General features: G+C 66.0%; 20 protein-coding genes. 8 read left to right on the plus strand and 12 right to left on the minus strand.

The features are described 5' to 3' along the window. The first annotated feature begins 2 nt into the window (after window positions 1-2). Window positions 3-1,937, plus strand: a complete 1,935-nt coding sequence (locus HDG34_RS29500) for a SurA N-terminal domain-containing protein (protein WP_184065029.1) — start codon at window positions 3-5, stop codon at window positions 1,935-1,937. Window positions 1,938-2,018: 81 nt separating this feature from the next. Here HDG34_RS29500 and HDG34_RS29505 read toward each other — a convergent pair whose 3' ends face one another. Then, entirely contained in the window at window positions 2,019-2,360 is a 342-nt protein-coding gene (locus tag HDG34_RS29505) for a hypothetical protein (RefSeq protein ID WP_090804745.1), read from the minus strand. Between the two features lie 118 nt (window positions 2,361-2,478). Beyond that, entirely contained in the window at window positions 2,479-3,183 is a 705-nt protein-coding gene (locus HDG34_RS29510) for an arylesterase (protein ID WP_184003517.1), read from the minus strand. Here HDG34_RS29510 and HDG34_RS29515 point away from each other — a divergent pair. After that, a complete protein-coding gene (locus HDG34_RS29515; RefSeq protein WP_026225394.1) occupies window positions 3,182-3,868 on the plus strand; it encodes an ABC transporter ATP-binding protein in 687 nt (228 codons plus the stop codon). The two genes, HDG34_RS29510 and HDG34_RS29515, sit on opposite strands and share 2 nt — an antisense overlap. A gap of 136 nt (window positions 3,869-4,004) precedes the next feature. Here the strand turns inward: HDG34_RS29515 and pgi are convergent, their stop codons facing one another. The 3 genes from pgi to HDG34_RS29530 form a co-directional block, all read right to left on the minus strand. Then, window positions 4,005-5,627, minus strand: coding sequence for a glucose-6-phosphate isomerase (gene pgi, locus HDG34_RS29520; protein ID WP_184065032.1), 1,623 nt, complete (start codon window positions 5,625-5,627; stop codon window positions 4,005-4,007). Between the two features lie 346 nt (window positions 5,628-5,973). Continuing rightward, window positions 5,974-7,614, minus strand: a complete 1,641-nt coding sequence (locus tag HDG34_RS29525; protein WP_184065035.1) for an NAD(P)H-hydrate dehydratase — start codon at window positions 7,612-7,614, stop codon at window positions 5,974-5,976. A 178-nt stretch (window positions 7,615-7,792) separates the two neighbouring features. Then, window positions 7,793-9,088, minus strand: a complete 1,296-nt coding sequence (locus HDG34_RS29530; RefSeq protein WP_184065038.1) for an FAD-dependent oxidoreductase — start codon at window positions 9,086-9,088, stop codon at window positions 7,793-7,795. A gap of 313 nt (window positions 9,089-9,401) precedes the next feature. On the opposite strand from HDG34_RS29530, the gene purL reads away from it, so the two are divergent. Beyond that, entirely contained in the window at window positions 9,402-13,511 is a 4,110-nt protein-coding gene (purL, locus tag HDG34_RS29535) for a phosphoribosylformylglycinamidine synthase (protein ID WP_184065041.1), read from the plus strand. Between the two features lie 168 nt (window positions 13,512-13,679). Here purL and HDG34_RS29540 read toward each other — a convergent pair whose 3' ends face one another. The 5 genes from HDG34_RS29540 to HDG34_RS29560 all read right to left on the minus strand — a co-directional run bounded on the left by HDG34_RS29540 (window position 13,680) and on the right by HDG34_RS29560 (window position 17,553). After that, window positions 13,680-14,459, minus strand: coding sequence for a peptidylprolyl isomerase (locus tag HDG34_RS29540; RefSeq protein ID WP_184065044.1), 780 nt, complete (start codon window positions 14,457-14,459; stop codon window positions 13,680-13,682). A gap of 10 nt (window positions 14,460-14,469) precedes the next feature. Next, window positions 14,470-14,781 carry a BolA family transcriptional regulator gene (locus HDG34_RS29545; protein WP_013089413.1) on the minus strand — a complete coding sequence of 104 codons (312 nt, stop codon included), beginning with the start codon at window positions 14,779-14,781 and terminating at the stop codon, window positions 14,470-14,472. 1 nt (window position 14,782) lies between these two features. Next, window positions 14,783-15,313, minus strand: coding sequence for a septation protein A (locus HDG34_RS29550; protein WP_085481354.1), 531 nt, complete (start codon window positions 15,311-15,313; stop codon window positions 14,783-14,785). A 162-nt stretch (window positions 15,314-15,475) separates the two neighbouring features. Then, complete coding sequence (msrB, locus tag HDG34_RS29555) at window positions 15,476-15,898, minus strand: peptide-methionine (R)-S-oxide reductase MsrB (RefSeq protein ID WP_090804758.1); 423 nt, start codon at window positions 15,896-15,898, stop codon at window positions 15,476-15,478. Between the two features lie 98 nt (window positions 15,899-15,996). Beyond that, on the minus strand, window positions 15,997-17,553 hold the full coding sequence (locus HDG34_RS29560) for a YdiU family protein (protein ID WP_184065047.1): 1,557 nt from the start codon (window positions 17,551-17,553) through the stop codon (window positions 15,997-15,999). A gap of 155 nt (window positions 17,554-17,708) precedes the next feature. On the opposite strand from HDG34_RS29560, the gene HDG34_RS29565 reads away from it, so the two are divergent. The 3 genes from HDG34_RS29565 to HDG34_RS29575 all read left to right on the plus strand — a co-directional run bounded on the left by HDG34_RS29565 (window position 17,709) and on the right by HDG34_RS29575 (window position 22,966). Further along, a complete protein-coding gene (locus HDG34_RS29565; RefSeq protein ID WP_184065050.1) occupies window positions 17,709-19,406 on the plus strand; it encodes a 3-(methylthio)propionyl-CoA ligase in 1,698 nt (565 codons plus the stop codon). 142 nt (window positions 19,407-19,548) lie between these two features. After that, a complete protein-coding gene (locus HDG34_RS29570) occupies window positions 19,549-21,639 on the plus strand; it encodes a 3-hydroxyacyl-CoA dehydrogenase NAD-binding domain-containing protein (RefSeq protein ID WP_184065052.1) in 2,091 nt (696 codons plus the stop codon). Window positions 21,640-21,787: 148 nt separating this feature from the next. Then, window positions 21,788-22,966 (plus strand): acetyl-CoA C-acyltransferase, encoded by a 1,179-nt coding sequence (locus HDG34_RS29575; RefSeq protein ID WP_184065055.1) that lies wholly within the window; start codon window positions 21,788-21,790, stop codon window positions 22,964-22,966. Between the two features lie 20 nt (window positions 22,967-22,986). Here HDG34_RS29575 and HDG34_RS29580 read toward each other — a convergent pair whose 3' ends face one another. Together HDG34_RS29580 and HDG34_RS29585 are read right to left on the minus strand one after the other, a co-directional pair. Next, entirely contained in the window at window positions 22,987-23,496 is a 510-nt protein-coding gene (locus HDG34_RS29580; RefSeq protein WP_184065058.1) for an LEA type 2 family protein, read from the minus strand. 69 nt (window positions 23,497-23,565) lie between these two features. Next, window positions 23,566-23,958, minus strand: a complete 393-nt coding sequence (locus HDG34_RS29585; RefSeq protein WP_184065060.1) for a hypothetical protein — start codon at window positions 23,956-23,958, stop codon at window positions 23,566-23,568. A 178-nt stretch (window positions 23,959-24,136) separates the two neighbouring features. Here HDG34_RS29585 and HDG34_RS29590 point away from each other — a divergent pair, with 178 nt between their 5' ends. Together HDG34_RS29590 and HDG34_RS29595 are read left to right on the plus strand one after the other, a co-directional pair. Further along, window positions 24,137-25,642: a PLP-dependent aminotransferase family protein gene (locus tag HDG34_RS29590; protein ID WP_184065062.1), complete on the plus strand. Its 1,506-nt coding sequence runs from the start codon at window positions 24,137-24,139 to the stop codon at window positions 25,640-25,642. Between the two features lie 64 nt (window positions 25,643-25,706). Continuing rightward, window positions 25,707-26,192 (plus strand): PaaI family thioesterase, encoded by a 486-nt coding sequence (locus HDG34_RS29595; RefSeq protein WP_026225390.1) that lies wholly within the window; start codon window positions 25,707-25,709, stop codon window positions 26,190-26,192. Window positions 26,193-26,199 lie beyond the last annotated feature (7 nt).

Here is a 26,199-nt window from a genome sequence, read left to right on the forward strand (position 1 = left end):
GCATGCTCGATTTTTTCCGCAATCACCAACGCCTGATGATGTTCATGCTCATCCTCGTCATTTTGCCGGGGTTGGGTTTCGTGGGTATTCAGGGTTTCCGCGGCTTCTTTGACGAAAGTGCAAACGTCGCGAGTGTCAACGGTCACAAGATCACCCGTGTCGAATACGACGACGCGATGCGCCAGCAGATCGACCGCGGGCGTCAGATGCTCGGCGCGAAGTTCGACATGAAGTCGTTCGACACGCCGGAGCGCCGTCGCCAGATGCTCGACGGCATGATCGAGCAGCGTGTGCTTGCCGACGAAACGCAGCGTCTGCATCTGAGCGCATCGGACGAAGCGGTGCGCCGCGCGCTGCTGTCCGATCCGGTGATCTCGTCGCTGAAGAATCCCGACGGGTCGATCGACCTCGACCGCTACAAGCAACTGCTCGCGATGCAGGGCATGACGCCCGATCAGTACGACGAGCGCGTGCGCTACAACCTCGCTATGCAACAACTGCCCGCGAGCATCGAGGCGAGCGCGTTCACGTCGAAGACGCTTGCGCAGCACTTGACCGAGCTCGCGCAGCAGCAGCGTGAAGTGCAGGGCATCGCGTTCCATCCGCACGATTACGCGGCGAAGATCCAGCCGACCGATGCGCAACTGCAAGCGTACTACGACGCGCATCGCAACGACTTCGCGACGCCCGCTACGGCGACGATCCAGTACCTGGTGATGTCGCCGGCCGCGCTGAGCGCATCGGTGCAGCCGAGCGACGCGGACCTGAAGAAGTACTACGACGACAACATCGCCCACTTCCGCACCGAAGGCGAAGTGCGCGCGAGCCATATCCTGATCGCGGCACCGAAGGACGCGAGCGCGGCCGACAAGGCCAAAGCGAAGCAGAAGGCCGAGGAGTTGCTCGCGCAGCTCAAGGCGCATCCGGACCAGTTCGCGCAGATCGCGCGGCAGAACTCGCAGGATCCGGGTTCGGCATCGAAGGGTGGCGATCTCGGTTACTTCGGCCGCGGCATGATCGCGGGCGGCCAGGCGTTCGACGATGCGGTGTTCGCGCTGAAGAAGGACGAAATCAGCGGCATCGTCCAGACCGACTTCGGTTTCCACATCATCAAGGTCACCGATGTAAAGCCGGCGGTCACGAAGTCGTTCGACGAAGTGAAGGACCAGATCGCCAGGGAGCTGAAGACGCAACTGGCGAGCAAGGCATTCACCGACAGTTCGGAAGGTTTCACGTCGCTCGTCTATGAAAAGGCCAAGAGCCTGCAGCCGGCCGCTGACAAATTCAAGCTGCAGATCCAGACCGCGACGGTCACGCCGCAGCCGGATCCGAAGCTGCCGCCCGACAGCCCGGTGAACAACCCGAAGTTCCTCGCAGCCGTGTTCGCGAACGACTCGGTATCGGCGCACAACAATACGCAGGCCATCGACGTCGGCAACAACACGCTGATCGCTGCGCGCGTGACCGACTACAAGCCCGCTGCCGTGCCCGCATTCGACGCGGTGAAGGACGCGGTGCGTCAGAAGGTGATCGCCGTGCAGGCGAACGAAGCAGCGCACAAGGACGGCGTCGCGAAACTGGCCGAGTTCGAGAAGTCGAAGGCGACTGCCGGTTTCTCGTCGCCGCTGAAGGTGTCGCGCAATGACGCGCAGGGCGTGCCACCTGCCGCACTGAGCGCAATCTACAAGGTCGATGCGCAAAAGTTGCCGGCCTACGTCGGTGTCGATCTCGGCGACGACGGCTATGCGATCTATCGCGTGAACCAGATCGTGCAGCCCGCGGCCACCGACGCGCAGCATCTCGCTGTCGCGCAGCAGCAGATCGCGCAGGTGGACGCGCAGTCGGAGACCGAAGCCTATCTGAAAGCGCTGCGCGAGCGCTCGAAGGTGAAGTTCTACGGTACGCTCGACAGCGCCACCCAGCCGGCCGATCAGTAAGCCGCAGTAAGCATTACCTGCTCGTCCAAAAGCAAGCCCCGCATTTGCGGGGCTTTTTTTATCTACAGCCAGGTGGCAGCTTTACAGACAGCCGCTGATCGCGCCGGTGGCGTTGCCACCGCCAGCGCCGCCGGCGCGAAAGCCGACCCACGTGCCCTTACCGCTATACGAAGGACGGACCACCGCGGCCGCGCCGTTGGGCGGCTGCTGGCCCGGGACGTAGACGTCCATGGCCTGATCGTTGGCGAGGATGTTTTGCGAGATCACCTGTTGTTGCGAACTATCCGCCCATTTCTGCGCGATGCAGGTTGCGACGGCGCGAGGCGGCTGCTGGCTTTGACCCACCGACTGAACGCCGGCCGGCGGTTGAGCCGCGCAAGCCGAGATGGCAATGGTCAAAGCGATTAACGGTAAATATTTCAACGTTATCTCCTCAGAAGTCGCTCAAGAATGAGCCGGGTGGCAGGGATTGCCCATATGTCGAACGGCTCGGCGATCCATGTTCCCCCCAGGTTCCGGAAACAAGTCGTTAGCAGGTCTTTCAGTGCGGCGAACTTGTGCGAAGAAGTGGCTTGACAGCGGGCCACACGTTGTTGAGTAGCAGCGGCTGTGCCTGCTGCGTTGGGTGGAGCTGATCGGCCTGGAACATGTCCGGTTTATCCGCGATGCCGGCGAGAAGAAACGGCACGAGCGGCACATGGAACTCCTTCGACAGCTGGCCGTAGAGGCCGTGGAACTTTTGCGTATAGTCGGGGCCGTAATTGGGCGGCACGTACATGCCGACGAGCACGACCTTCGCGTGGCCTTGCTGCGCCTGTTCGATGATCGTGCGCAGGTTGTCCTCGGTCGTCGAGAGCGGCACGCCGCGCAACGCGTCGTTGGCGCCGAGCTCGACGATCACGATGCTCGGTTTGAGCCGTTCCATCAGCGCGGGCAGACGCGCGCGTCCGCCGCTCGTCGTGTCGCCGCTGATGCTCGCATTGGCGACGCTATAATCGATGCGCTCTTCGGCCAGACGCTGACGCATCAACGCGACCCAGCCCGTATCGCGGGGCAGCCCGTACTCAGCGGAGATGCTGTCGCCGAGCACGACGATCACCGGCTTTGCGGGTTCGGGCGTATTCGCCGCGTGAGCCCGCAACGGTAACGAAACCAGCGCGGCGGCCATCATGGTCGCGCCGAATGCCGCAGACAGCGCCGCGGCGCGAGGGGCGATGGCGCGCACTTTCAACCTACGCTTCACCATGCCAAACAGAACTGATCCAGTCATTGAAGTGCGGGGCTTGTGCAAGAGGGTTAAGGATGCTGCGGGCGAACTGACGATTCTCGATGACATCGATCTTGCCATCGATGCCGGCAGCAGCGTCGCGATCGTCGGTGCATCCGGGTCGGGCAAGTCTACGCTGCTCGGCTTGCTCGCGGGATTGGACAGTGCCAGCGCGGGCTCGGTTCGGCTGCTCGGGCGCGAACTCGGCGAGCTCGACGAAGACGGCCGCGCCGCGTTGCGCAGCGGCGCGGTCGGCTTCGTGTTCCAGTCGTTTCAGTTGATGCCGCATCTGACCGCGCTCGAAAACGTCACGTTGCCGCTCGAACTGCAAGGCGGCATCGGCACACGCGAGGCCGCCGCGCGTGCGCGTGAACTGCTCGAACAGGTTGGGCTCGGGCAGCGTACCGGTCATTATCCGAAGCTGCTGTCGGGCGGCGAGCAGCAGCGCGTCGCGCTCGCGCGCGCGTTCGTCACGCGCCCGGCGATCCTGTTCGCCGACGAACCCACCGGCAGTCTCGACGCGGCCACCGGCCACGCGGTGATCGATCTGATGTTCGAGATGAATCGCGCGCACGGCGCGACGCTCGTGCTCGTGACACACGACATCGAACTCGCGCGGCGTTGCGATACGACGGTGACGATCGAAGCGGGGCGGCTCGCTTGATGGTCTGGCGGATCGCGGGCTTGCGCTCGCGTACCTCGAGCATGTCGTCGTCGAAGCAAAAACAAAGCGGGCCGTAGCCCGCTTCGTTCTGTTTGTGGCGCGTTATCGCCCGCTATCGTGCGCTCCAGACTTCCATTCAGCGCTTCAACGCAGCCCGGGCCCGCGCGATCAGCGCCGACGTCGACGAGTCATGCTTCTTCACGTCGGTACTCGCCGCGCCCAGATCGGCCTCGACCACCTTGCCGAGGATCTTGCCGAGTTCGACGCCCCACTGATCGAACGGGTTGATGTTCCACACCGACGCCTGCACCAGCACCTTGTGCTCATAAAGCGCGATCAGCGCGCCGAGCGTGCGCGCGGTCAACGCGTCGAGCAGCAGCGTCGCGGTGGGGCGGTTGCCGGGGAACGTCAGGTGCGGTGCGAGTTCCGGCTTGTCGGGGCCGGCCACCTTCTTCGCTTCCTCGAGCGTGCGACCCAGCATCAACGCTTCGCTCTGCGCGAAGCAGTTCGCGAGCAGCTTCGGATGATGGCTCGCGAGCGGATGCTCGGGCGTCAGCAGCGCGATGAAATCGATCGGCACGATCGTCGGGCCCTGGTGCAGCATCTGGAAAAACGCGTGCTGACCGTTTGTGCCCGGCTCGCCCCACGTGACTGCGGAAGTCGCATAGTCGACGAACGCGCCGTCGAGACGCGCGGACTTGCCATTGCTCTCCATTTCGAGCTGCTGCAGATACGACGGCAGGAAATGCAGCGCCTGCGAATACGGCGCGACCAGATAGCTCTGCGAGCCGAAGAAGTTGCGATACCAGATGCCGATCATGCCGAGCAGCACCGGCAGGTTCCTGTCGAGCGGCGCGGTGCGGAAGTGCTGGTCCATCTCGTTGGCGCCGGCGAGCAGCTCGTCGAACTGTTGCGGACCTACCGCGATCATGATCGACAGACCGACGGCCGACCACAGCGAGTAGCGTCCGCCGACCCAGTCCCACATCGAGAACACGTTCTCTTGCGCGATGCCGAACTTGACGACTTCGGCGGTATTGGCCGACACACCGACGAAGTGCTTCGCCAGCGCGCTTTCCGGGCAGCCTTTCTGGATGAAAAAGTCGCGCAGCGAGCGCGCGTTGGTCATCGTCTCCAGCGTCGTGAAAGTCTTCGACACGATGATCGCGAGCGTCTCTTCGGGATCGATCTGCTGCATCACGTTGTACAGATCGGCGCCGTCCACGTTCGACACGAAGTGCGTCGAGATCTCGGGCGTCGCGAGATGATGCAACGCGTGCACGACCATCTTCGGCCCGAGATCCGAGCCGCCGATGCCGATGTTCACGACATGACGGATCCGCTTGCCGGTGTAGCCGGTCCATGTGCCGCTGCGGACCTGCTCGGCGAACGCGGCCATTTTCTTGCGCTCGGCCTGCACTTCGGCGAAGAACGGCGCCTTCGGGTCGGTTGCGCGCAAGGCCGTGTGCAGCGCGGCGCGGCCTTCGGTCGGGTTGACGACCTCGCCCGCGAACATCGCGTCGCGGCGCTTCTCGACGCCGGCTTCGCGGGCGAGTTGCACGAGCAGTTGCAGGGTTTCGGCGGTGATGCGGTGCTTCGAGAAATCGGCTGAGAGACCGCCGCCCGCGAACGTGAAGCGTTCGGCGCGCGTGGGAGCGGGATCGTTCTCGGGAGCGAACCAGTCGCGCAGATGCGCATCGCGAATCGTGTCGTAATGCGTCTGCAGCGAGGACCAGGAGGGGAGCGAGTTCTGGGTCATAGCGTCCGTCTAACCAAGGGGCACGAAGGAAGGCGCGCGCATGAAGCGTGGCCGAGAATGATGCGGCGATGCAGTCGGAGCGATGCCACGCGGCCCGGATTGGGACAGGTGCCGACGATACTTCGCGAAGCGGGCGAACTTCGCGAACACGCGAGGCGGCGCCCGCGCCCGCTGGAGTATCGCCGCGACCCGCGATCGATCCGACGCGCGGCGCAGGCAATCAGTATAGCGGGGATGCGCGACGGGCAGCAGGGCGTTGCGCGCGCTCGCAATGATTGGGATCGCGATGTTTCATCGGTGTGACGAGCGCCGCGAACGCGATTCGTATTCAGAGCAATCGCGCGCGTCAAGCAAGCGGCGCTGAATAGAACAGCCGGTTCAACAAGGTACGCACCATCGGTGCCAGCTCGCCGGCCGTCAGCCCGGCGGGGCCGTGGCCCTGCGCGGTCAGCGCATCGGCGGCGAGGCCGTGCAGATAGACGCCCGCGAGCGCCGCCTCGAAGCGTGGCAGATGCTGCGCGAGCAGCGCGCCGATGATGCCGCCGAGCACGTCGCCGCTGCCGCCAGTCGCGAGCGCGGCGTTGCCGGTCGGGTTCAGCGCGAGGCGGCCGTCGGGCGCGGCGATGATCGTGCCGACGCCCTTCAGCACGACGACGCTCGCAAAACGCGCCGCGAGCGCGCGCGCGGCCGCGAGACGGTCGCGTTGCACGCTCGCCGCATCGCTGCCGAGCAGGCGCGCCGCTTCGAGCGGATGCGGAGTGAAAATGCACGGATCGCCTTGCACGCCGCGCGCGGTGACTTCCGCGGCGAGCGCGGGATCCTTGGCGACCAGGTTCAGCGCGTCGGCATCGAACAGCTTGGGCACGTCGAGTAGCAGCACGTCGTGCAGTACCCGCGTCGCGCGTTCGCCGTGCCCCATGCCGCAGCCGATCGCGAGCGCGTCCATCGAATCGAGCGGCAGCGTGTCGATCGGATGCAGCATCAGTTCGGGGTGCGGCGGATCGTAGGGCGGGGCGCCTTCGCCGAGCAACGCGACGTGGACCTTGCCCGCGCCGGTGTAGAGCGCCGCGCGTGCCGCGAGAATCGGCGCGCCGCACATGCCGGTGTCGCCGCCGACCACCGCGAGGCTGCCGAAGGTGCCCTTGTTGGTCGCGAAGTTGCGTGGGGGCATGAAGGGGCCGAAGAGATCGGGCGCGCTGAGCTGGATCGCCGCACGTGAGGCGCTGGTGGCAGCGTCCTGGCTGCCCCCGTCGTTGATCCCTGCCACGAGCCCGATCGGTGCGACCGTCACTCGCCCGGCGAGATCGCGGCCTTGCGCGGTGAAAAGCCCCGGCTTCGCGCCGATGAACGTGATCGTGTGCGTCGCATGGACCGCCGCCGCGCCGTTGCCGCCGATCACCGCGCCGGTGTCGCTGTCGAGCCCGCTGGGCACATCGAGCGCGAGCACGGCGCCTTGTGTCGGGCGCGCCTTCGTGCGCTGCGACAGCTGCCGCGCGAGCGTCGCGAAGACGCCGTCGAGCGGCCGCGCGAGACCGATGCCGAACATACCGTCGACGAGCCAGCCATAGCCGTCGAGCGAGGCGGGCGGCGCCGCGTCGATCGGCACGCCGGCGGCGCGCGCGGCGTCGAGCGCCCAGCGCGCGTCGGCGGGCTTCACTTCAAGCGGCATACAGACTTCTACTGCGATGCCGGCCTTGTGCAGTTCCGTCGCGACGACCAGCGCGTCGCCGCCATTGTTGCCGGGGCCGGCGACCAGCCACGCGCGCTGCTGCGACTTCGTCACCGACGTATCCGCGGCGATCCGTTCGAGCAGCCAGCGCGCGGCCGCATGACCGGCGCGCGCCATCAGCGTGTGCTCGGGCAGGGCCGCGGCGGCCTGGGATTCGGCGATCCGCAAGTCGGTCAGTGTCAGCAGCGGCAGCGCAAGCGGCTGCGAGTCGGTCAGCGGATCGAAAAGGGAGAGCAGCGAGTTTTCTGCGTCTGTCATGGCGAAACCTGGCGGTGCGCCCGCGGCGCGGCGGGCAGACTTTGGAATCGCTATGTTAGTGCCGATAGGCGCACGGCGTGCGGCTGTTTCGGTGCGCGCGGCGGAAGCGGCGCGATGAACGCGGGGTATCGACAGCGGGCTGTCAGCCCGCCATACCCGCCTGGAACCGCACGAAACCTTACTGGAACCGCTCCGGCCTCAATGCAGCGAGCGTGTCTTGCGGCAACGTCGGCGTCTGTCCCGACATCAGCTGTGCAACGAGCTTGCCCGCGCCGCAGGCGAGACCCCAGCCGGCCGGGCCATGCCCGACGTTGATGAACAGCCGCGGATGCAGCGCGTTGCCGATCACCGGCAAGCCATCGGGCGACAGCAGTTTCACGCCTTCCCACGGCAGCGCCGCCGAAATGCGCGCGGCGCCCGGAATCCAGTCGTGCGTCGCCTGGCCGAGCAACGCGAGCGCCTCCTTGGTCAGCGCTTCGCCGAGCGGCTTGTCGATCTGGCTCGCGCTTTGCAGCACCGCGCCGCCCGCGATCCGCAGCCGATGGTTCATGCGGCTGATGCCGATGCGCTTGACCGCATCGACGATCGCGACGTGCGGCGCACATTCCTCGTGCGCGATCGGCGCGACCAGAGAGTGCAGCCGCAGCGGATGCAGCGGCAGCCTGAGCCCCGCGCGTTCGAGCAGCGCGAGGCTGCCGTAACCGGCGGCGACCACGACCGCGTCGGCCTGGACCACGTCGATCTCGCGCGAGCGGGGCGCGCTGTCGCGCGGCGCCAGCTCGACCGCCGCGCGCTGACTTTCGAGACGAATGCCGGTCACCTCGCAGTTCGGCATGAACTGCACGCCGCCTTGGGTATCGAGCACCTGTTTGACGAGCTTGGTAAAAAGCGGACAGTTCGCGGTGCGCTCGTGCTCGAACAGCACGCCGCCGGCGAATTCAGGATCTGTGGGGACCGCATGCTCGAACGCCGCGCATTCGGCCGGGCTCAGCACGTGATGCGGTACCTCGAACCGGTGCAGCAGATCGAGCGCGGCTGCGTTCAGCTCCCATTCGTGCGCGCTGCGCACGAGGTTCAGCAGACCGCTCGCCTGTTCGAATTCGAGGCCGAAGCGGGCTTCGACGTCGGCCATCGCATCGCGCGAGGATTCGATCAGCGGCCGCAGCAGCGCGTACTGGCGCGCGAACGCCTCGGGCTCCTGCCATGCTCCGAGCTGCTTGATGAACTGCCGCGCGGCGCCGTTGAAGCCGGTCTTGCTGATCACGCCGTTTTTCGCGTTGTAGCGGCTCGCCATGAAGGTCGGGCCGAACCAGACGTCGAGCGGCGTCGGCAGCACGTTGCCGCCTTGTCCGTAGGTGGCGCCTTGCGCGACGGTCGCGTGACGCTCGACGACGCATACCCGGTGGCCGACCGCGCGCAGGTGATAAGCGGTGGCGACGCCCGCTATCCCGCCGCCAATGACGATGACATCCATGCTCTGATTCGATGTGCCGACGGGCGGCTCGCGCGCGGTCCCGCTGGCTGTGACATGCGGCGCGCCGCCGGGTGAAACCCGGGCCGCGTGCGCCGATCTGGTGAAACGCGAATGATAGCAGTCAAAACACCCGCGCGGCGACGCGACGGGCACCGCGGCGACGCCTCGCGCGGGCCGGCGCCGCCCGCCGCCCACGCACCCCGGAGCCCGCTGGAAGCCCGTTCCCGGGGTATAATCCCGGACTTCCTTTCCGCCTCACGTCGCCTGCATGCGCGGCTCCCCGGCATCAATGAGCGACGCAACGTCAAGTCCCATGGCCCACTTCTCGTGTTTCCCCGGCGCTTCGGCCCTCTCCGATTTCCGTCAAACCCGCCTGCTCGACACGCTCACGCGCATCGACCCGAATATCACCGGCGTGCGCGGGCAGTATCTGCACTTCGTCAATGCCCAGACCGAACTGTCCGCTGAAGACAGCGCGAAGATCGAGGCGCTGATGCACTACGGCAATCCGTTCGAAGAGGGCAAGGAGCGTGGCGCGGTCGAGGCCTTCCTCGTCGTGCCGCGCTTTGGCACCGTGTCGCCGTGGGCCAGCAAGGCAACCGACATCGCGCATCTGTGCGGGCTCACGCGGGTGCGCCGCATCGAGCGCGGCGTCGAGTACTCGGTGACGCTGAAAAGCGGCCTGCTCGGCGGCAAGAAGACGCTGTCGGACGAAGCGCGCGCGGCCGTCGCCGCCGCGCTGCACGATCGCATGACCGAGAGCGTCGCGCCGTCGCGCGACCATGCGTTGCATCTGTTTGACGAATTGCCGGCCAAGCTTCTGCAAACCGTCGACGTGCTCGCGAGCGGCCGCGCCGCGCTCGAAACCGCCAACGCGGAACTGGGCCTCGCGCTCGCCGACGACGAAATCGACTATCTGGTCGACGCATTCACGAAGCTCGGCCGCAATCCGACCGACGTCGAGCTGATGATGTTCGCGCAGGCCAACAGCGAACACTGCCGCCACAAGATCTTCAACGCGGACTGGACGATCGACGGCGAGAAGCAGGACATGTCGCTGTTCAACATGATCCGCAATACCGAGAAGCTGAACCCGCAGGGCACGATCGTCGCGTATTCGGACAACTCGGCGATCATGGTCGGCGGCATGGCCGAGCGCTGGTTCCCGCGCACGCCGGCCGACCTCGGCGCGAGCGAATTGCCCGAGCACTATGGCCGCAGCGTCGAGCTCACGCACACGCTGATGAAGGTCGAAACGCACAACCACCCGACCGCGATCTCGCCGTTCCCGGGCGCCGCGACCGGCGCAGGTGGCGAAATCCGCGACGAAGGCGCGACCGGCCGCGGCGCGCGTCCGAAGGCGGGCCTCGCGGGCTTCACGGTATCGAACCTCGAACTGCCGGACGGCGTCGAGGCGTGGGAAAACGCCCGCGACACCGCTCAGCCGCTCGCGCAGCGCAATCCGGCCGACCAGCACGAAGCGTACGGCCGCCCGGACCGCATCGCCTCGCCGCTGCAGATCATGATCGACGGCCCGCTCGGCGCCGCCGCGTTCAACAACGAATTCGGCCGGCCGAACCTCGGCGGCTATTTCCGCACCTACGAGCAGAACGTCGCGGGTCTCGTGCGCGGCTATCACAAGCCGATCATGATCGCGGGCGGCATCGGCAATATCTCCGACCAGCACACGCACAAGCACGATCTGCCGGAAGGCTCGCTGCTGATCCAGATCGGCGGCCCGGGCATGCGCATCGGCATGGGCGGCGGCGCCGCGAGCTCGATGGCGACCGGCACCAACACCGCCGAGCTAGACTTCGACTCGGTGCAGCGCGGCAACCCGGAAATCGAGCGTCGCGCGCAGGAAGTGATCAACGCGTGCTGGCAACTCGGCGACAAGAACCCGATCCTCAGTATTCACGACGTCGGCGCGGGCGGTCTGTCGAACGCGTTCCCCGAAGTGGTGGACGGTGCGGGCAAGGGCGCACTGTTCGAACTGCGCAAGATCCAGCTCGAAGAAAGTGGTCTGTCGCCGCGCGAAATCTGGTCGAACGAAGCGCAGGAGCGCTACGTGCTGGCGATCGCGCCGGCGGATCTGCCGGTGTTCGAGGCGATGTGCAAGCGCGAGCGCTGCCCGTTCGCGGTGATCGGCACGGCCACCGCCGAGCGTCAGCTGAAGCTCATTGATTCCGAACTGCAGGAAGGCGCGCACCAGCCAGTCGATATGCCGATGGAAGTGCTGCTCGGCAAGGCGCCGCGTATGCACCGCGACGTAAAGCGTGCCGAGCGCAGGCTCGAACCGGTCGACGTGACCGGCCTCGCGCTGCAGGACGTCGCGCAGAGCGTGCTGCGTCATCCGACGGTCGCGAGCAAGTCGTTCCTGATCACGATCGGCGACCGCTCGGTCGGCGGCACGACCGCGCGCGATCAGATGATCGGTCCGTGGCAGGTGCCGGTGGCCGACGTCGCGATCACGACAATGGATTACGCAGGCTTCAGCGGCGAAGCGATGACGATGTCCGAGCGCACGCCGCTCGCCGTCATCAACGCACCGGCCTCCGGCCGTATGGCAGTCGGCGAGGCGATCACCAACATCGCGGCGGCGCCGATCGCGTCGCTCGACAAACTCAAGCTGTCGGCCAACTGGATGGCCGCGGGCGGCGCGCCTGGCGAAGACGCCGCGCTCTACGACACGGTCAAGGCGATCGGTATGGAACTGTGCCCGGCGCTCGGTATCGGCATTCCGGTCGGCAAGGATTCGCTGTCGATGCGCACCCGCTGGGAAGAGAGCGGCGTCGCGAAGGAAGTGGTCGCGCCGGTGTCGCTGATCATCTCCGCGTTCGCGCCGGTTGAAGACGTCCGCAAGCATCTGACGCCGCAACTGCAGCGCGTGAGCGAAGTCGGCGAGTCGGTGCTGATCGCGATCGATCTCGGCCGCGGCAAGCAGCGTCTGGGCGGCAGCATTCTCGCGCAGGTCACGCAGCAGGTCGGCGACACGGTGCCGGACGTCGACGATCCGGAAGATCTGAAGCGCTTCTTCAACGCGATCCAGGCGCTCAATAGCGACCGCAAGCTGCTCGCGTACCACGACCGCTCGGACGGCGGCCTGTGGGCGACGGTTTGCGAAATGGCGTTCGCGGGTCACGCGGGCGTGTCGCTGAACGTCGACATGCTCGTGCTCGACGCGCACCACGAATCCGATTACGGCGACGCGAAGGACTGGGTGAAGCAGACCAGCGGCCGCCGCGACGACCGCACGCTGCGCGCACTCTTCAACGAAGAGCTCGGCGCCGTCGTGCAAGTGCGCGCGGCCGATCGCGACGCGGTGCTCGCCGCGCTGCGCGAGCATGATCTGTCGGCGTGCTCGCACGTGATCGGCAAGACCAACGAGCGCGACGTGATCGAGATCTATCGCGACGCGAAGAAGCTCTATGAGGCGCCGCGTGCCGAACTGCATCGCACGTGGAGCGAAGTGAGCTGGCGCATCGCGCGTCTGCGCGACAACCCGGCTTGCGCCGACGCCGAATATGACGCGCTGCTCGATGCGGCCGACCCTGGCATCACGCCGGTGCTGAGCTTCGATCCGGCCGACGATGTCGCCGCCCCGTTCGTCCCCCAAGGGGACTTCCTTCGGGGCGTTGGCAAGGGCGCGCGTCCGCGCGTCGCGATCCTGCGCGAGCAGGGCGTGAACTCGCATCTGGAGACGGCCTATGCATTCGATCGCGCCGGCTTCGACGCGCACGACGTGCATATGAGCGACCTGCTCGCGGGCCGCGCGAACCTCGCCGATTTCGCGGGTGCGGTCGCGTGCGGCGGCTTCTCGTACGGCGATACGCTGGGCGCCGGCGAAGGCTGGGCGAAGACGATCCGCTTCAACGCGCAACTGGCCGACATGTTCGCCGCGTTCTTCAGTCGTGGCGACACGTTCGCGCTCGGCATCTGCAACGGCTGCCAGATGATGAGCAGCCTCGCGTCGATGATCCCCGGCGCCGAAGCATGGCCTAAGTTCACGCGCAACAAGTCGGAGCAGTTCGAGGCACGTTTCTCGCTCGTCGAGGTGCAGGCATCGCCGTCGCTCTTTTTCGCCGGCATGGAAGGCTCGCGCATTCCGGTCGCGGTCGCGCACGGCGAAGGCTTTGCGGACTTCTCGCAGCAGGGCGACAAGTCGAAGGTCGCGGTCGCGATGCGCTATGTCGATCACCGTGGTCAGGCGACCGAGCAGTATCCGTTCAACCCGAACGGTTCGCCCGAGGGCATCACGTCGGTCACGACGGCCGATGGTCGCTTCACGGTGCTGATGCCGCACATGGAGCGCGTGCATCGCGCGGTGCAGATGAGCTGGCATCCGCAGGGCTGGGGCGAGATCGGCACGGACGCGAGCCCGTGGCTGCGCGCGTTCCAGAACGCGCGTCGCTGGCTCGGTTGATGAGTCGAGGGGCTGCCCCCACCCGCGTGCGGCGGCTCCTGTTTGCGGCAGCCACGCACGCCGCCGCTGCAAATCTTGCAGCAACAAAAAAGCCGCCCACGGGCGGCTTTATCGCATTCAGGCTTCAGAGCCAGGCGGACTATCCGAAGACAATCTGCCCGCCGACCCTTACTGAATCTTCGCGTTCTTGCGCAGATTCTCTTCGAACGCCTGCAGCTTTTCCTGCTGGATCTGCTGCACGATCTGCGCGCGCACCTGCTCGAGCGGCGGCGGCGTGACGGCGCGGATGTCGTCGACACGGATGATGTGCCAGCCGAATTGCGTATGCACCGGCGTGTCGGTCATCTGGCCTTTCTGCAGATGCGTGGCCGCGTCTGCGAATTCAGGCACGTAGGCCTTCGGGTCCGACCAGTCGAGATCGCCGCCGTTCTTGCCCGATCCCGGGTCCTTCGAGTACTGCTTGGCCAGGGCCTCGAAGCTCGCGCCGGCCTTGATCTTCGCGATCAGGTCCTTCGCCTGTTGTTCGTTGTCGACGAGGATATGGTGCAGGTGATATTCCTTGCCGCCCGCATCCTTGACGAGCGCGTTGTAGCGCGCGGTGATTTCGGCGTCGGTCGGCTGATTGTTCTTTACGAAGTCTTCGATCAGCGCGCGCAGCACGACAGTTTGCTGCGCGACCGCGATTTGCGCCTTGACGTCCGGACGGTTCGGCAGCCCGCGACGCAGCGCTTCCTGCATCAGGATTTCGCGATTCACGAGTTCTTCGCGCACGGCCTGCTGCAGCTGCGGCGTGTCCTGCTGTCCCTGGTGAACCAGTTGCTGGATCAATGCATCGGCGCGCGACTTCGGAATCGGCGTGCCGTTCACCACGGCGATGTTCTGTGCGAATGCAGGTGCGGCCGCGAACGCAGCCAGCAATACCCAGTGGCGGGTTTTCTTCAAGGTCATCGAAAGGTTCCTAGCGGGGCAACAAAGCAAATTCTTCGGGCGTATACGCCGTGATGGCAAGGGCATGAATGCCGCGCTGCATGGCATCGGCCAGCGCATCATACACCATGCGATGCCGCGCCACGCGGGGCTTACCGGCAAACGCGACGGCCACGATCGTGACACTGAAATGACCGCCGGCGGCGGCACCAGCGTGGCCCGCGTGCTGCGCGCTGTCGTCGGTGATGCGGATCGATTCGACGGGCGCGAGCGCGGCCGCGAGGCGCGCCTCGATCAGCGCGGCGCGCTCGGCGGTGGTGGCGTGCATGAACAGGTCGCTCATGTCATTCCTCCTTCATGTACTTCGACAGCCACAGGCTCTGCCCGACGATGAACACGAGCAGGCAGCCGGTCGCGCCGAACAGCTTGAAATTGACCCACTGATCGGTCGTGTAGTGATACGCGACGAACAGGTTCAGCAGACCGAGCAGCACGAAAAACACCGCCCAGATCAGGTTCAGCTTGCCCCAGATCGCGTGCGGCAGCGTGATCTGCTTGCCCATCATCGCTTCGATCAGGTTCTTGTTGAAGCCGAGCTGCGAGACGATCAGCGCGACGGAAAACGCCCAGTACAGCACGGTCGGCTTCCATTTGATAAAGGTGTCGTTGTGCAGCACGAGCGTCGCGCCGCCAAATACGACGACGACGCCGAGGCTCACCCACAGCATCGGGTCGACCTTGCGGTGGCGGAACGCCACCCACGCGATCTGCACCAGCGTGGCGACGATCGCCACTGCCGTCGCCGTGAAAATGCCCCAGATCTTGAAGGCGACGAAGAACAGGATGATCGGGAACAGATCGAACAGGAATTTCATTATCTGATCGGGAAGTCGGAGAGTGAGTCGAACGTTGAAGCGCGCCCGCCTGGCGTGCAAGGTGCGCGGTGCCCGCTGGCGAGCGGGACTGCCGCATTGGAAGGGCGCCGCGCGCACTTCCAATGCGGCGCCGAAGGCGGGCAGGGATGCTGCCGCGCCGCGTTACTTGGGCTCGAATTGTAACGCAGCTGAATTGATGCAGTAACGCAGACCGGTCGGCGCCGGTCCGTCCTCGAACACGTGGCCCAGATGCGCGCCGCAGTTCTTGCACTGCACCTCGATGCGCAGCATGCCGTGTGAGCGGTCGGTCTTCTCGGCGATCACCTCGCCGTTGATGGGGCGGAAATAGCTCGGCCAGCCGCAGCCGGCGTCGAACTTGGTGTCCGATTCGAACAGCGGCGCGCCGCAGCACACGCAGTCGTAGACGCCGCGTTCCCAGTGATCGTCGTAGCGGCCCGTGAACGGGCGCTCGGTGGCCGCATGGCGCGTCACCTGGTATTCCATGTCGGTCAGCTGCTTGCGCCACTCGGCGTCGCTTTTCTGTACGGCTGGGGCGTCATGCTTGAGATCGTCGGGGTTGCTCATGGTCGGGTTCCTGTCTCGGGTTTGTCTCGCGGGTTTGTGCTGGTTCGTGCCGGTATTTTCTGGAGGCACGGCCGTGGCGATTCAACCGCGCCGGCGCGTCATGACGAACAGCTCACTTCCAGTGAGTTCGCCCAGTCGGGCGGCAGGCCCGCATACGACGCGTATTCGGGCTGCTCGTCGAACGGGTGACGCAACACGGCCGCGAGCCGTTCCACCTCGGAGAAATCCTTCTCCTTCGCGCGTTGGATCGCCGTTTCCGCCAGATGGTTGCGAAGTACGAATTTGGGGTTCACGCGATTCATTGCAATGGCGCGCGCAACGTCGTCGCGTGACTCTTCGGCGAGCCGCGCGCGATAGTCGTTCGCCCATGCGTCGAAGGCGACGCGATCGAGGAACAGGTCGCGCACCGGCGTGTCGCCGCTCGCATCGTGTTTCGACAGGCGCGCGAGATTGCGGAACGTCAGCGTGAAATCGGCGCGGTTCGCGTGCATCACTTCGAACAGCCGGTTGACCAGCGCGTCGTCGCCGTCGCGCGCTTGTTCGAGGCCGAGCTTTGCGCGCATGCGGTTTTCGAGCGTCGGCGCGAAACGGTCCTTGAAGCCGGCGAGCACGTGCTGCGCATCTTCGACCGCCTTGTCGGCGCGCACGCTTTCGTCGTGCTTCTCGCCGAACAACGGCAGTAGTCCCTGCGCGAGGCAGAACAGGTTCCAGTACGCGATTTGCGGCTGCAGCCGGTAGGCGTAGCGGCCCTGCGTATCGGAGTGATTGCAGATGTGGCCGGCATCGAAGCCATCCATGAAACCGAACGGGCCGTAGTCGATCGTCAGGCCCAGGATCGACATGTTGTCGGTATTCATCACGCCGTGACAGAAACCGACCGCCTGCCAGTCGACCATCAGATCCGCGGTGGAGCGCACCGCCTCGGCGAGCAGCGCCAGATACGGATCGTCGGCCTCCTTGCAATGCGGATAGAAGCGCTCGACGACGTGATCGGCGAGCGCGCGCAACGCGTCGACACGATCGTTCGCGTAGAAGTGCTCGAAGTGGCCGAAGCGCACGAAGCTCGGCGCGACGCGCGTGACCACCGCGGCGGTTTCGATCGTCTCGCGCCGCACCGGCTGGTCGGAGCCGATCACGCACAATGCGCGCGTGGTCGGAATGCCGAGATGATGCATCGCCTCCGAGCACAGATATTCGCGGATCGACGAGCGCAGCACCGCGCGGCCGTCGCCCATGCGCGAATAGGGCGTGCGGCCCGCGCCTTTGAGCTGCAGTTCGTTGCGCTCGCCGTCGTGTTCGAGCTCGCCCAGACCGAGCGCGCGGCCGTCGCCGAGCTGGCCGGCCCACACGCCGAACTGATGCCCCGAGTACACCGACGCATAAGGCAGCGTGTCGGCCGGCCAGTCGCGCGTCGCGTTGCCGCAGAACAGCTCGATAAAGCCCGGATCGCGCTCGATACCCTCGGGCATCCCGAGCCGCGCGGCGGTCTCGGCCGCGAAGCCGACGAGATAGGGTGCGTCGAGCGGCGCGGCGGGCAGGCGCGTGAGGAACGTGCCGCCGAGCCGCGCGAACGCGTTGGCTGGGGGAGTGGCGAGTGTGTTGGAAAGATCCGTCAAAGCTGCGGATAGCCCTGCAAAGCTTGGGGAAAACGACATGTTGAGCGCCTCTGGATTAGCCGATATTGTAAGTCCGCGCCCGCGGCGCTGCTGGGCGGCCGCCTTCATCGTTCGGACCATGCTGCTGCGCTCGACGCCGCCACGATCTTGCGCCAACCCATCGACCCACTGACAAGCCGAGGAGACCCCGCCTTATGACGACGCCGCTGCTGGGCCAGATGATGGACGTGCCGCTCACCGTGTCATCGTTGCTCGCGCATGCCGCGCGGCATTTCGGCAGCACCGGGATCGTGTCGCGGCGCATCGAAGGCGACCTGCATCGCTACACCTATCGCGATTGCGAGCAGCGCGCGAAGCAGCTCGCGCAGGCGCTCATCGCGCTCGGTGTCGAACCGGGCGAACGGGTCGCGACGCTCGCGTGGAACGGCTACCGGCATCTCGAAGCGTATTACGGCACCACCGGGTTCGGCGCCGTGTGTCACACGATCAACCCGCGGCTTTTCCCCGACCAGATCGCCTACATCGTCAATCATGCCGACGACGCGTACGTGCTGTTCGACACGACGTTCGCCGCGCTGGTCGACACGCTCGCGCCGCAGTGCCCGCGCGTACGCGGCTGGATCGCACTATGCGATGAAGCACATCGGCCGCCGATGCAAACGTCGGTGCTGTGCTACGAAACGCTGATGGACGGGCAGGACGGCCGCTTCGACTGGCCCGCGCTCGACGAGCGCCAGGCGTCGTATCTCTGCTATACGTCGGGCACGACCGGCAATCCGAAAGGCGCGCTGTATAGCCATCGCTCGACGGTGCTGCACGCGTTCGGCGCGGCGTTGCCCGACGCAATGAACCTGTCGGCGCGCGACTCGGTGCTGCCCATCGTGCCGATGTTCCATGTCAACGCATGGGGCCTCGCGCACGCGGGGCCGCTGACCGGCGCGAAGCTCGTGTTCCCCGGCAAGGATCTCGACGGCAAGTCGCTGTACGAACTGATGGAGAGCGAACGCGTCACGTTCTCGGCCGGCGTGCCGACCGTGTGGCTCGGTCTGCTGAACCACCTGCGCGAAACGGGCGCGAGGTTTTCGTCGCTCGAGCGCACGGTGATCGGCGGTTCCGCCTGTCCGCCCTCGATGCTGCGGATACTCGAGGACGACTACGGCGTGCAGGTGATCCATGCATGGGGCATGACGGAGATGTCGCCGCTCGGTACCTTGTCGAAGCTGACCTGGGAGCAGAGCCAGCGGCCGCTCGCCGATCAGCGCAAACTGCTCGAAAAGCAGGGTCATGCGATCTACGGCGTCGACATGAAGATCGTCGGCGAGGATGGCCGCGAGCTGCCTTGGGATGGCGTCGCGTTCGGCGATCTGCACGTGCGCGGGCCGTGGGTCATCGACCGGTATTTCCGCAAGGAAGACTCGCCGCTCATCGACGGCTGGTTCCCGACCGGCGACGTCGCGACGATCGACCCCGACAGCTTCCTGCACATCACCGATCGCTCGAAGGACGTGATCAAGTCGGGCGGCGAATGGATCAGCTCGATCGACGTCGAGAACGTCGCGCTCGCGCATCCGGCGGTCGCGGAAGCCGCGTGCATCGCGTGCGCGCATCCGAAGTGGACCGAGCGCCCGTTGCTCGTCGTCGTCAAACGCGCGGGGCAAGACGTCACCCGCGACGAACTGCTCGCGTACTACGACGGCAAGGTCGCGAAGTGGTGGATCCCCGACGACGTCGTGTTCGTCGACGACCTACCGCACACGGCGACCGGCAAGCTGCAGAAGCTGAAGCTGCGCGATCTGTTCCGCGACCACGTGCTGCCGTCCGCGCTCGAAGACGGCCGCAGCTGTCCGCTGACCCCCGAGTCTCAGGGGAAACCCCACTCTGGAATAAATTGAACGTTCGTTCTTTTTTAGTGTATCGTGCCTGCTGACCCCGGAACCGTCGCTTGAAAAAGTCTGACCATAAGCAGGCTCGATGAACCGGACGGGCGGCGCATCATGCGCCGCCTCAATGCATGGATCGCACGGAGGCACGCAGATGGCAGTGGACTACAGAACTCATGACGGCGTGGCCGTCCTCACGCTGAACAATCCGCCCGTCAATGGACTCGGTCTGTCGACGCGCGCGGGCATCGTCGAAGGGCTCGAGCGCGCGCAGAACGATCCGGCCATCAAGGCCATCGTGCTGACGGGCGCGGGCAAGGCCTTTTCGGGCGGCGCCGACATCACCGAATTCAATACGTCGAAGGCGACCCAGGAGCCGACGCTCGCGACCGTCATCAAGGCCGTCGAAGGCAGCGCGAAGCCGGTCGTCGCGGCGATCCACAGCGTCGCGATGGGCGGCGGCCTCGAACTTGCCCTCGGCGCGCATTACCGCGTCGCCGCGGCCGGCGCGCAGATCGCGCTGCCCGAAGTGAAGCTCGGCATCCTGCCGGGCGCGGGCGGCACGCAGCGTCTGCCGCGCGCCATCGGTCTGGAAGCGTCGCTGAACATGATCGTGTCGGGCGCGCCGGTGCTCTCGGAAAAGCTCGCCGATTCGGGGCTGTTCGACGAAGTCGTCGCGAATCCCGCCGAACTGGCCGACGCCGCGCTCGCGTTCGCGCGCAAGGTCGGCGCCGCGGCCGGCCCGCATCCGAAGGTGCGCGAGCGCAAGATCGAACATCCGAATGCGGCCGGTTTCATCCAGTTCGCGCGCAATAGCGTCGCGGCAATCGCGAAGAACTTCCCGGCGCCGCATAAATGCATCGACGCGGTCGAAGCCGGTGTGAAGGACGGCTTCGACAAGGGCCTCGCATTCGAGCGCGAATGCTTCATCGCGCTCGTACAGACGCCGGAGAGCCGCGCGCTGCGTCACGCGTTCTTCGGTGAGCGGGCGGCGAGCAAGATTCCCGACGTGCCGGCAGATACTTCGGTGCGCGATATCGAGCGGGTGGCCGTGATCGGCGCCGGCACGATGGGCGGCGGCATCGCGATGAACTTCCTGAACGCGGGCATTCCGGTCACGCTGCTGGAAACGAAGCAGGAAGCGCTCGACCGCGGTCTCGCGACGATCCGCAAGAACTACGAGGCGACCGTCAGGAAAGGCAAGCTGAAGCCCGAGGTGATGGAACAGCGCCTCGCGCTGCTGAGCTCGACGCTCTCCTACGACGACCTGAAGCACGCCGACATGATCGTCGAAGCCGTGTTCGAAGAGCTGGGTGTGAAGGAGCAGGTGTTCCGCCGGCTCGATGAAGTCGCGAAGCCCGGTGCGATCCTCGCGTCGAACACGTCGACGCTCGACGTCGACAAGATCGCCGCGTTCACGAAACGTCCGCAGGATGTGGTCGGCATGCACTTCTTCAGCCCGGCCAACGTGATGAAGCTGCTCGAAGTCGTGCGTGGCAAGGAGACCGCGAAGGACGTGCTCGCCACCGTGATGAAGCTCGCGAAGAAGATCAGGAAGACCGCGGTGGTGTCGGGCGTGTGCGATGGCTTTATCGGCAACCGGATGATCGAGCAATACGTTCGTCAGGCGCTCTTCTTGCTCGAAGAGGGCGCGTTGCCAGCGCAGGTAGACAAGGCCATCGAGAAGTTCGGCTTCGCGATGGGTCCGTTCCGCATGAGCGATCTCGCCGGCAACGACATCGGCTGGGCGATCCGCAAGCGCCGCTATCTCGAACACCCCGACATGCACTACTCGAAGATCGCCGACCGTCTGTGCGAGATGGGCCGCTTCGGCCAGAAGACCGGCGGCGGCTGGTACGACTACAAGGCGGGCGATCGCACCGCATACCCTTCGGGCGTGGTCAACGAAATGATCGGCGAGTACTCGAACGAAACCAACGCTGAGCGCCGGAAGATCAGCGACGAGGAAATCGTCGAGCGTCTGGTGTTCGCGCTCGTCAACGAAGGCGCGAAGATTCTCGAGGAAGGCATCGCGTCGAAGGCGTCGGATATCGACATGGTCTATCTGACCGGCTACGGCTTCCCGTTGCATCGCGGCGGCCCGATGCTGTACGCGGACACGGTGGGGCTCTACAACGTCGAGCGCGCGATTCGCCGCTATGCGGCGCGGCCGAACGGCGACGCGTGGAAGCTCGCGCCGAGCATCGCGAAGCTCGCGGCCGAAGGCCGCGGGTTCAACGGCTGAGCGCGGCCGGCTTCAGCCCACGAATTGAGCGGTGCGGGTTTCCCCCCGCATCGCTCGCATCAAATGACAGAGGCGGCGCGGTGATGCGCTTTTGAACGCACGGCAGTGAGCCGGCGCGCCACTACTGACACTGCAATTGGAGACATGCATGACTGACGCCGTAATCGTATCCACCGCCCGCACGGGTCTCGCCAAATCGTGGCGCGGCGGGTTCAACATGACGCACGGCGCGACGCTCGGCGGCCACGTGACGCAGGCCGCGGTCGAGCGCGCGAAGCTCGATCCGGCGCGCGTCGAGGACGTGATCATGGGTTGCGCGAATCCGGAAGGCGCGACGGGCGGCAATATCGCGCGGCAGATCGCATTGCGCGCGGGCTTGCCGGTCAGCGTGCCGGGCATGACCGTGAACCGTTTCTGCTCGTCGGGATTGCAGACGATCGCGCTCGCGTCGCAGCGCGTGATCGCCGGCGAGGGCGACGTGTACGTCGCGGGTGGCGTCGAGTCGATCTCGTGCGTGCAGAACGAGATGAACCGCCACATGATGACCGACGGCTGGCTCACCGAGCACAAGCCGGAAATCTACTGGTCGATGCTGCAGACCGCCGAGAACGTCGCGAAGCGCTACTCGATCTCGAAGGAACGCCAGGACGAATACGGCGTGCGCTCGCAGCAACGCGCGGCGGCCGCGCTCGAAGCCGGTAAATTCAAGGACGAAATCGTGCCGTTGACGGTGCTCGCCGGCGTCGCCGACAAGGCGAGCGGCCGTCTCTACACGAAGGAAGTGACAGTCAGCAGCGACGAAGGCATTCGCGCCGACACGACGCTCGAAGGCGTGTCGAAGATTCGCACCGCGCAGCCGGGCGGCGTGGTCACCGCGGGCAATGCGAGCCAGTTCTCGGACGGCGCATCCGCTTGCGTCGTGATGAACGCGACGCTGGCCGAACGCGAAGGGCTGCAGCCGCTCGGCGTCTTCCGCGGCTTCGCGGTGGCCGGCTGCGAGCCCGACGAAATGGGCATCGGGCCGGTGTTCGCGGTGCCGAAGCTGTTGAAGAAGGCCGGCCTCAAGGTCGAGGACATCGGCCTGTGGGAGCTGAACGAAGCGTTCGCGGTGCAGGTGCTCTATTGCGCTGACCAGCTCGGCATTGCGCACGACCGCCTGAACGTGAACGGCGGCGCGATCGCGGTGGGCCATCCGTACGGCGTGTCGGGAGCGCGGCTCGTCGGCCATGCGCTGATCGAAGGCAAGCGGCGCGGCGTGAAGTTCGTCGTCGTGACGATGTGCATCGGCGGCGGGCAGGGCGCGGCGGGTTTGTTCGAAGTGGTTTGAGCGGGCGTGGGCCGGCGTCATTACGAGCCCGTGTCCGACGACGGCAGGCTCAGCGTCCCCTGATCGGTGAATCGCGTCGTACCGGTCACGCCACCCGCGAGCTTGCCGCGCAGAACGTACGGAACCTGTCCCGACTGCGCGGCGCCGGCTAGCGCAAAGGCTTGACGAACCGCGGCGAAAGCCGGCACGGTCAGCGGCACGGTGATGACGGTTTCACCGAAGCGCGGCACGGTGCCGCTCTGGTCGCTGACGCCGCTGGCGAACGGCTTGCCGTTCAGTTCCAGATCGAGCGACACGCCGTTGAAGCTGACCGCGGAGTCGTTGGGATTCTGCACGCGCAGCTTGACGTTGAAGCGCATCTCCATGCCCTGGCCAGCGATCGGCTCGATGCCCGCCACGTTAACGCGCAACGGCTCGGCACCGAACAGGCCCGCGCAGCCAGCGAGTGTCAGCGTGACAGCGACGCCGGCGGCGAACAGGCGCCACACCCGTGAGACCAGGCCCGGCTGCAGCGCGCGAAAGAATGACATGACCTGCACCTCGAACGAAGCGGGTTGGTCATGCATTGTAACGGGCCACGTGGCGCGCGCAGCGACGTTTCAGGCGGCGCGCCGCCACCGTGTGCGCATGACGCAAGCGAGACGCCGAGCGGCTTGCAGAACGAAACCGCGCGCGCTGTGTTCAGCGCGTGCAGGCAGCACGATGAATGCAGCGCGATCGGCCTGCGTCGCGCGGATCGACACGACGCCACGTTGCGAGGTCATGAACCGCTCGCCTTCGTGCAACGTGAGCGACGTGAGCGGGGCGTCGTTGCCGAGCCAGGCCAGCGAATGATCGCGGAAGACGAGTTGCAATGCACCTTCGACCGCGATGATCGAACTGCGCGCGCGCAAGTCGTGCAGGGCCATCTGACCGGCGGCAAGATGCGACGCCGCGGTGCAATCCAGTTCGGCACCGGGTAACAAGCGATCGTGGTATGGACGCACAGGCATGACCGATTCCTTTAAACCGTCTTCGTGTCACACAGCTTAGGGAATCCGTCCGGATGAAAACAGGCGCAGCTGTCGACAATCTGAACCGGTACAGTGGTGCGTTTCGTCACGCTGTATCGGTCCGAATCACGTCGATGTGTATCTGTTGCCGCGCGCGGACTATCCGCACCATCGGTTCATGAGCGAACCCCTCTTCACCCCGCAAGGTCCCTCGACGGACCGGCCAGCCGAGCGCCAGCCGCTTTACCGGCAACTGGCCGACCAATACCGCCGCGCGATCGGCAACGGCGCGCTGCGCCCGGGCGACCGCATGCCGTCGATGCGCGCGTTCATGCAGCGCCACGGCGTGAGCCTCGCGACGGCGACCGAGAGCTATCGCGAACTGGAACGCGCCGCGCTGATCGACGCGCGGCCGCGCGCCGGCTATTTCGTGCGCGTGCCGCCGACGGCTGCGCTGCCCTGCGCCGCCGAGCCCGATCTCGCGATGCAGCCCGGCGCCGCCGCGCAGTTCGTCGGCATTCACTCGGAGATTTCGGCGCTCGTGTCGAAATTTCAGCGCTATCCGCAGGCGCTGAATCTCGGCGGCGCGACCGCGTCGCCCGATCTCTATCCGACCGATGCGTTGCAAAAGGCCGCGGTGCGCGCGTTGCGCCGGCGGCCCACCTTGCTGACCGCCGTCGGGCCCGATCAGGGTGATCCGGCGTTGCGCGCGATCATCGCCCGGCGCGCGCTCGAGGCCGGCAGCCAGATCGGCGCGGACGACATCATCATGACGCACGGCGGCGTCGAAGCGATGAACCTCGCGTTGCGCGCGGTGACGCAGCCGGGCGACACGGTCGCGGTCGAATCGCCGTGCTTCTTCGGTTTGCTGCAGGCGCTCGAAAGTCTCGGCCTGCGCGCGCTCGAAATTCCGACCAGCCCGAGCATCGGCCTCGCGATCGAGGCGCTGGCGTTCGCGCTGCACACGCATCCCGACATCAAGGCGGTCGTGGTGGTGCCGAACCTGCAAAACCCGCTCGGCAGCGTGATGCCCGACGCGCACAAGGCGAGCCTCGTCGAACTGTGCGCGCGCGCCGGCATCGCGCTGATCGAGGACGATCCCTACCGCGAGCTCGTCGATGCCGCGCCGCCGCCCCGCTCGCTGAAGGCGTGGGACACCGATGGCACCGTGATCCATTGCACATCGTTCAACAAGACACTGGCACCTGGCATGCGCGTCGGCTGGATCAACGGTGGCCGGTGGCATCCGCGCATCGGTATGCTGAAGTTCGCGCAGTCGCGCCACAACGAGCAGTTGTCGCAAGTCGTGCTCGCCGGGTTCCTGGAGACGAGCGCATACGAGCGCCATTTGCGGCGATTGCGCGAGAGCTTGCAGCTGCGGCGCGAGCGGATGGCCGCGGCGGTGGCGGCATCGTTTCCCGACGGCACGCGGTTCACGCCGCCGCGCGGCGGGATGTTTTTCTGGATCGAATTGCCGCGTCACGTATCGTCGTTGGCTTTATTCGACGCCGCGTTGCATGACGGTATTCGCATCATGCCGGGCACGGTATTTTCGAACGCCGGGCGTTTCGATCACTTCATTCGGCTCAGCTGTCCGAGTGCGGATCTGGATCTGACCGACGAAGCGGTGCGCAGACTAGGGCGCCTCGCGGCACGGATGGCAGCCCATGCGTCAACGCGATAGCGGGTATCATTTCCCGCCGTACGCTCGACATGCGCCGTCGGCTACGAAATCTGATATCTGAGCCATGACCGATCCATCCACCTCATCCAGAACGGGCCATGCATCGTTGCCCGAAAGCCCCTTCATCGACCGTCTCGGCGCACAGTTGTTGTCGGCCGCCGACGGCGTCAGCGAAGTCGTGCTGCCGTTGCAACGCGATCATATGAACACGTGGGACGTCGCGCATGGCGGCGTCACGATGACGCTCGCCGACGTCGCGCTCGCGATGGCCGCGCGCAGTCTCGCCGGCGACGGCGTCGGCGTCGTCACCGTCGAGATGAAGGTCAACTTCATGCAGCCGGGACGCGGCGAGTTGCGCGCGACCGGCCGCGTGCTGCATCGCTCGACGACGATGGCCTATTGCGAAGGCGAGATCCGCGACAGCGAAGGCCACTTCGTCGCGAAAGCGCTCGGCACCTTCAAATACATGCGCCGCCTCGCGGTGGGCCGCGACGTCACGCGGCAGCGTCTGCGCAGCGACCCGGCGGCGAAGCCCGGTCCGAGCGACTGAGCACCCA

Origin of the sequence: Paraburkholderia sp. HC6.4b, assembly GCF_014200875.1 — a bacterium.
Taxonomy (GTDB): domain Bacteria; phylum Pseudomonadota; class Gammaproteobacteria; order Burkholderiales; family Burkholderiaceae; genus Paraburkholderia; species Paraburkholderia tuberum.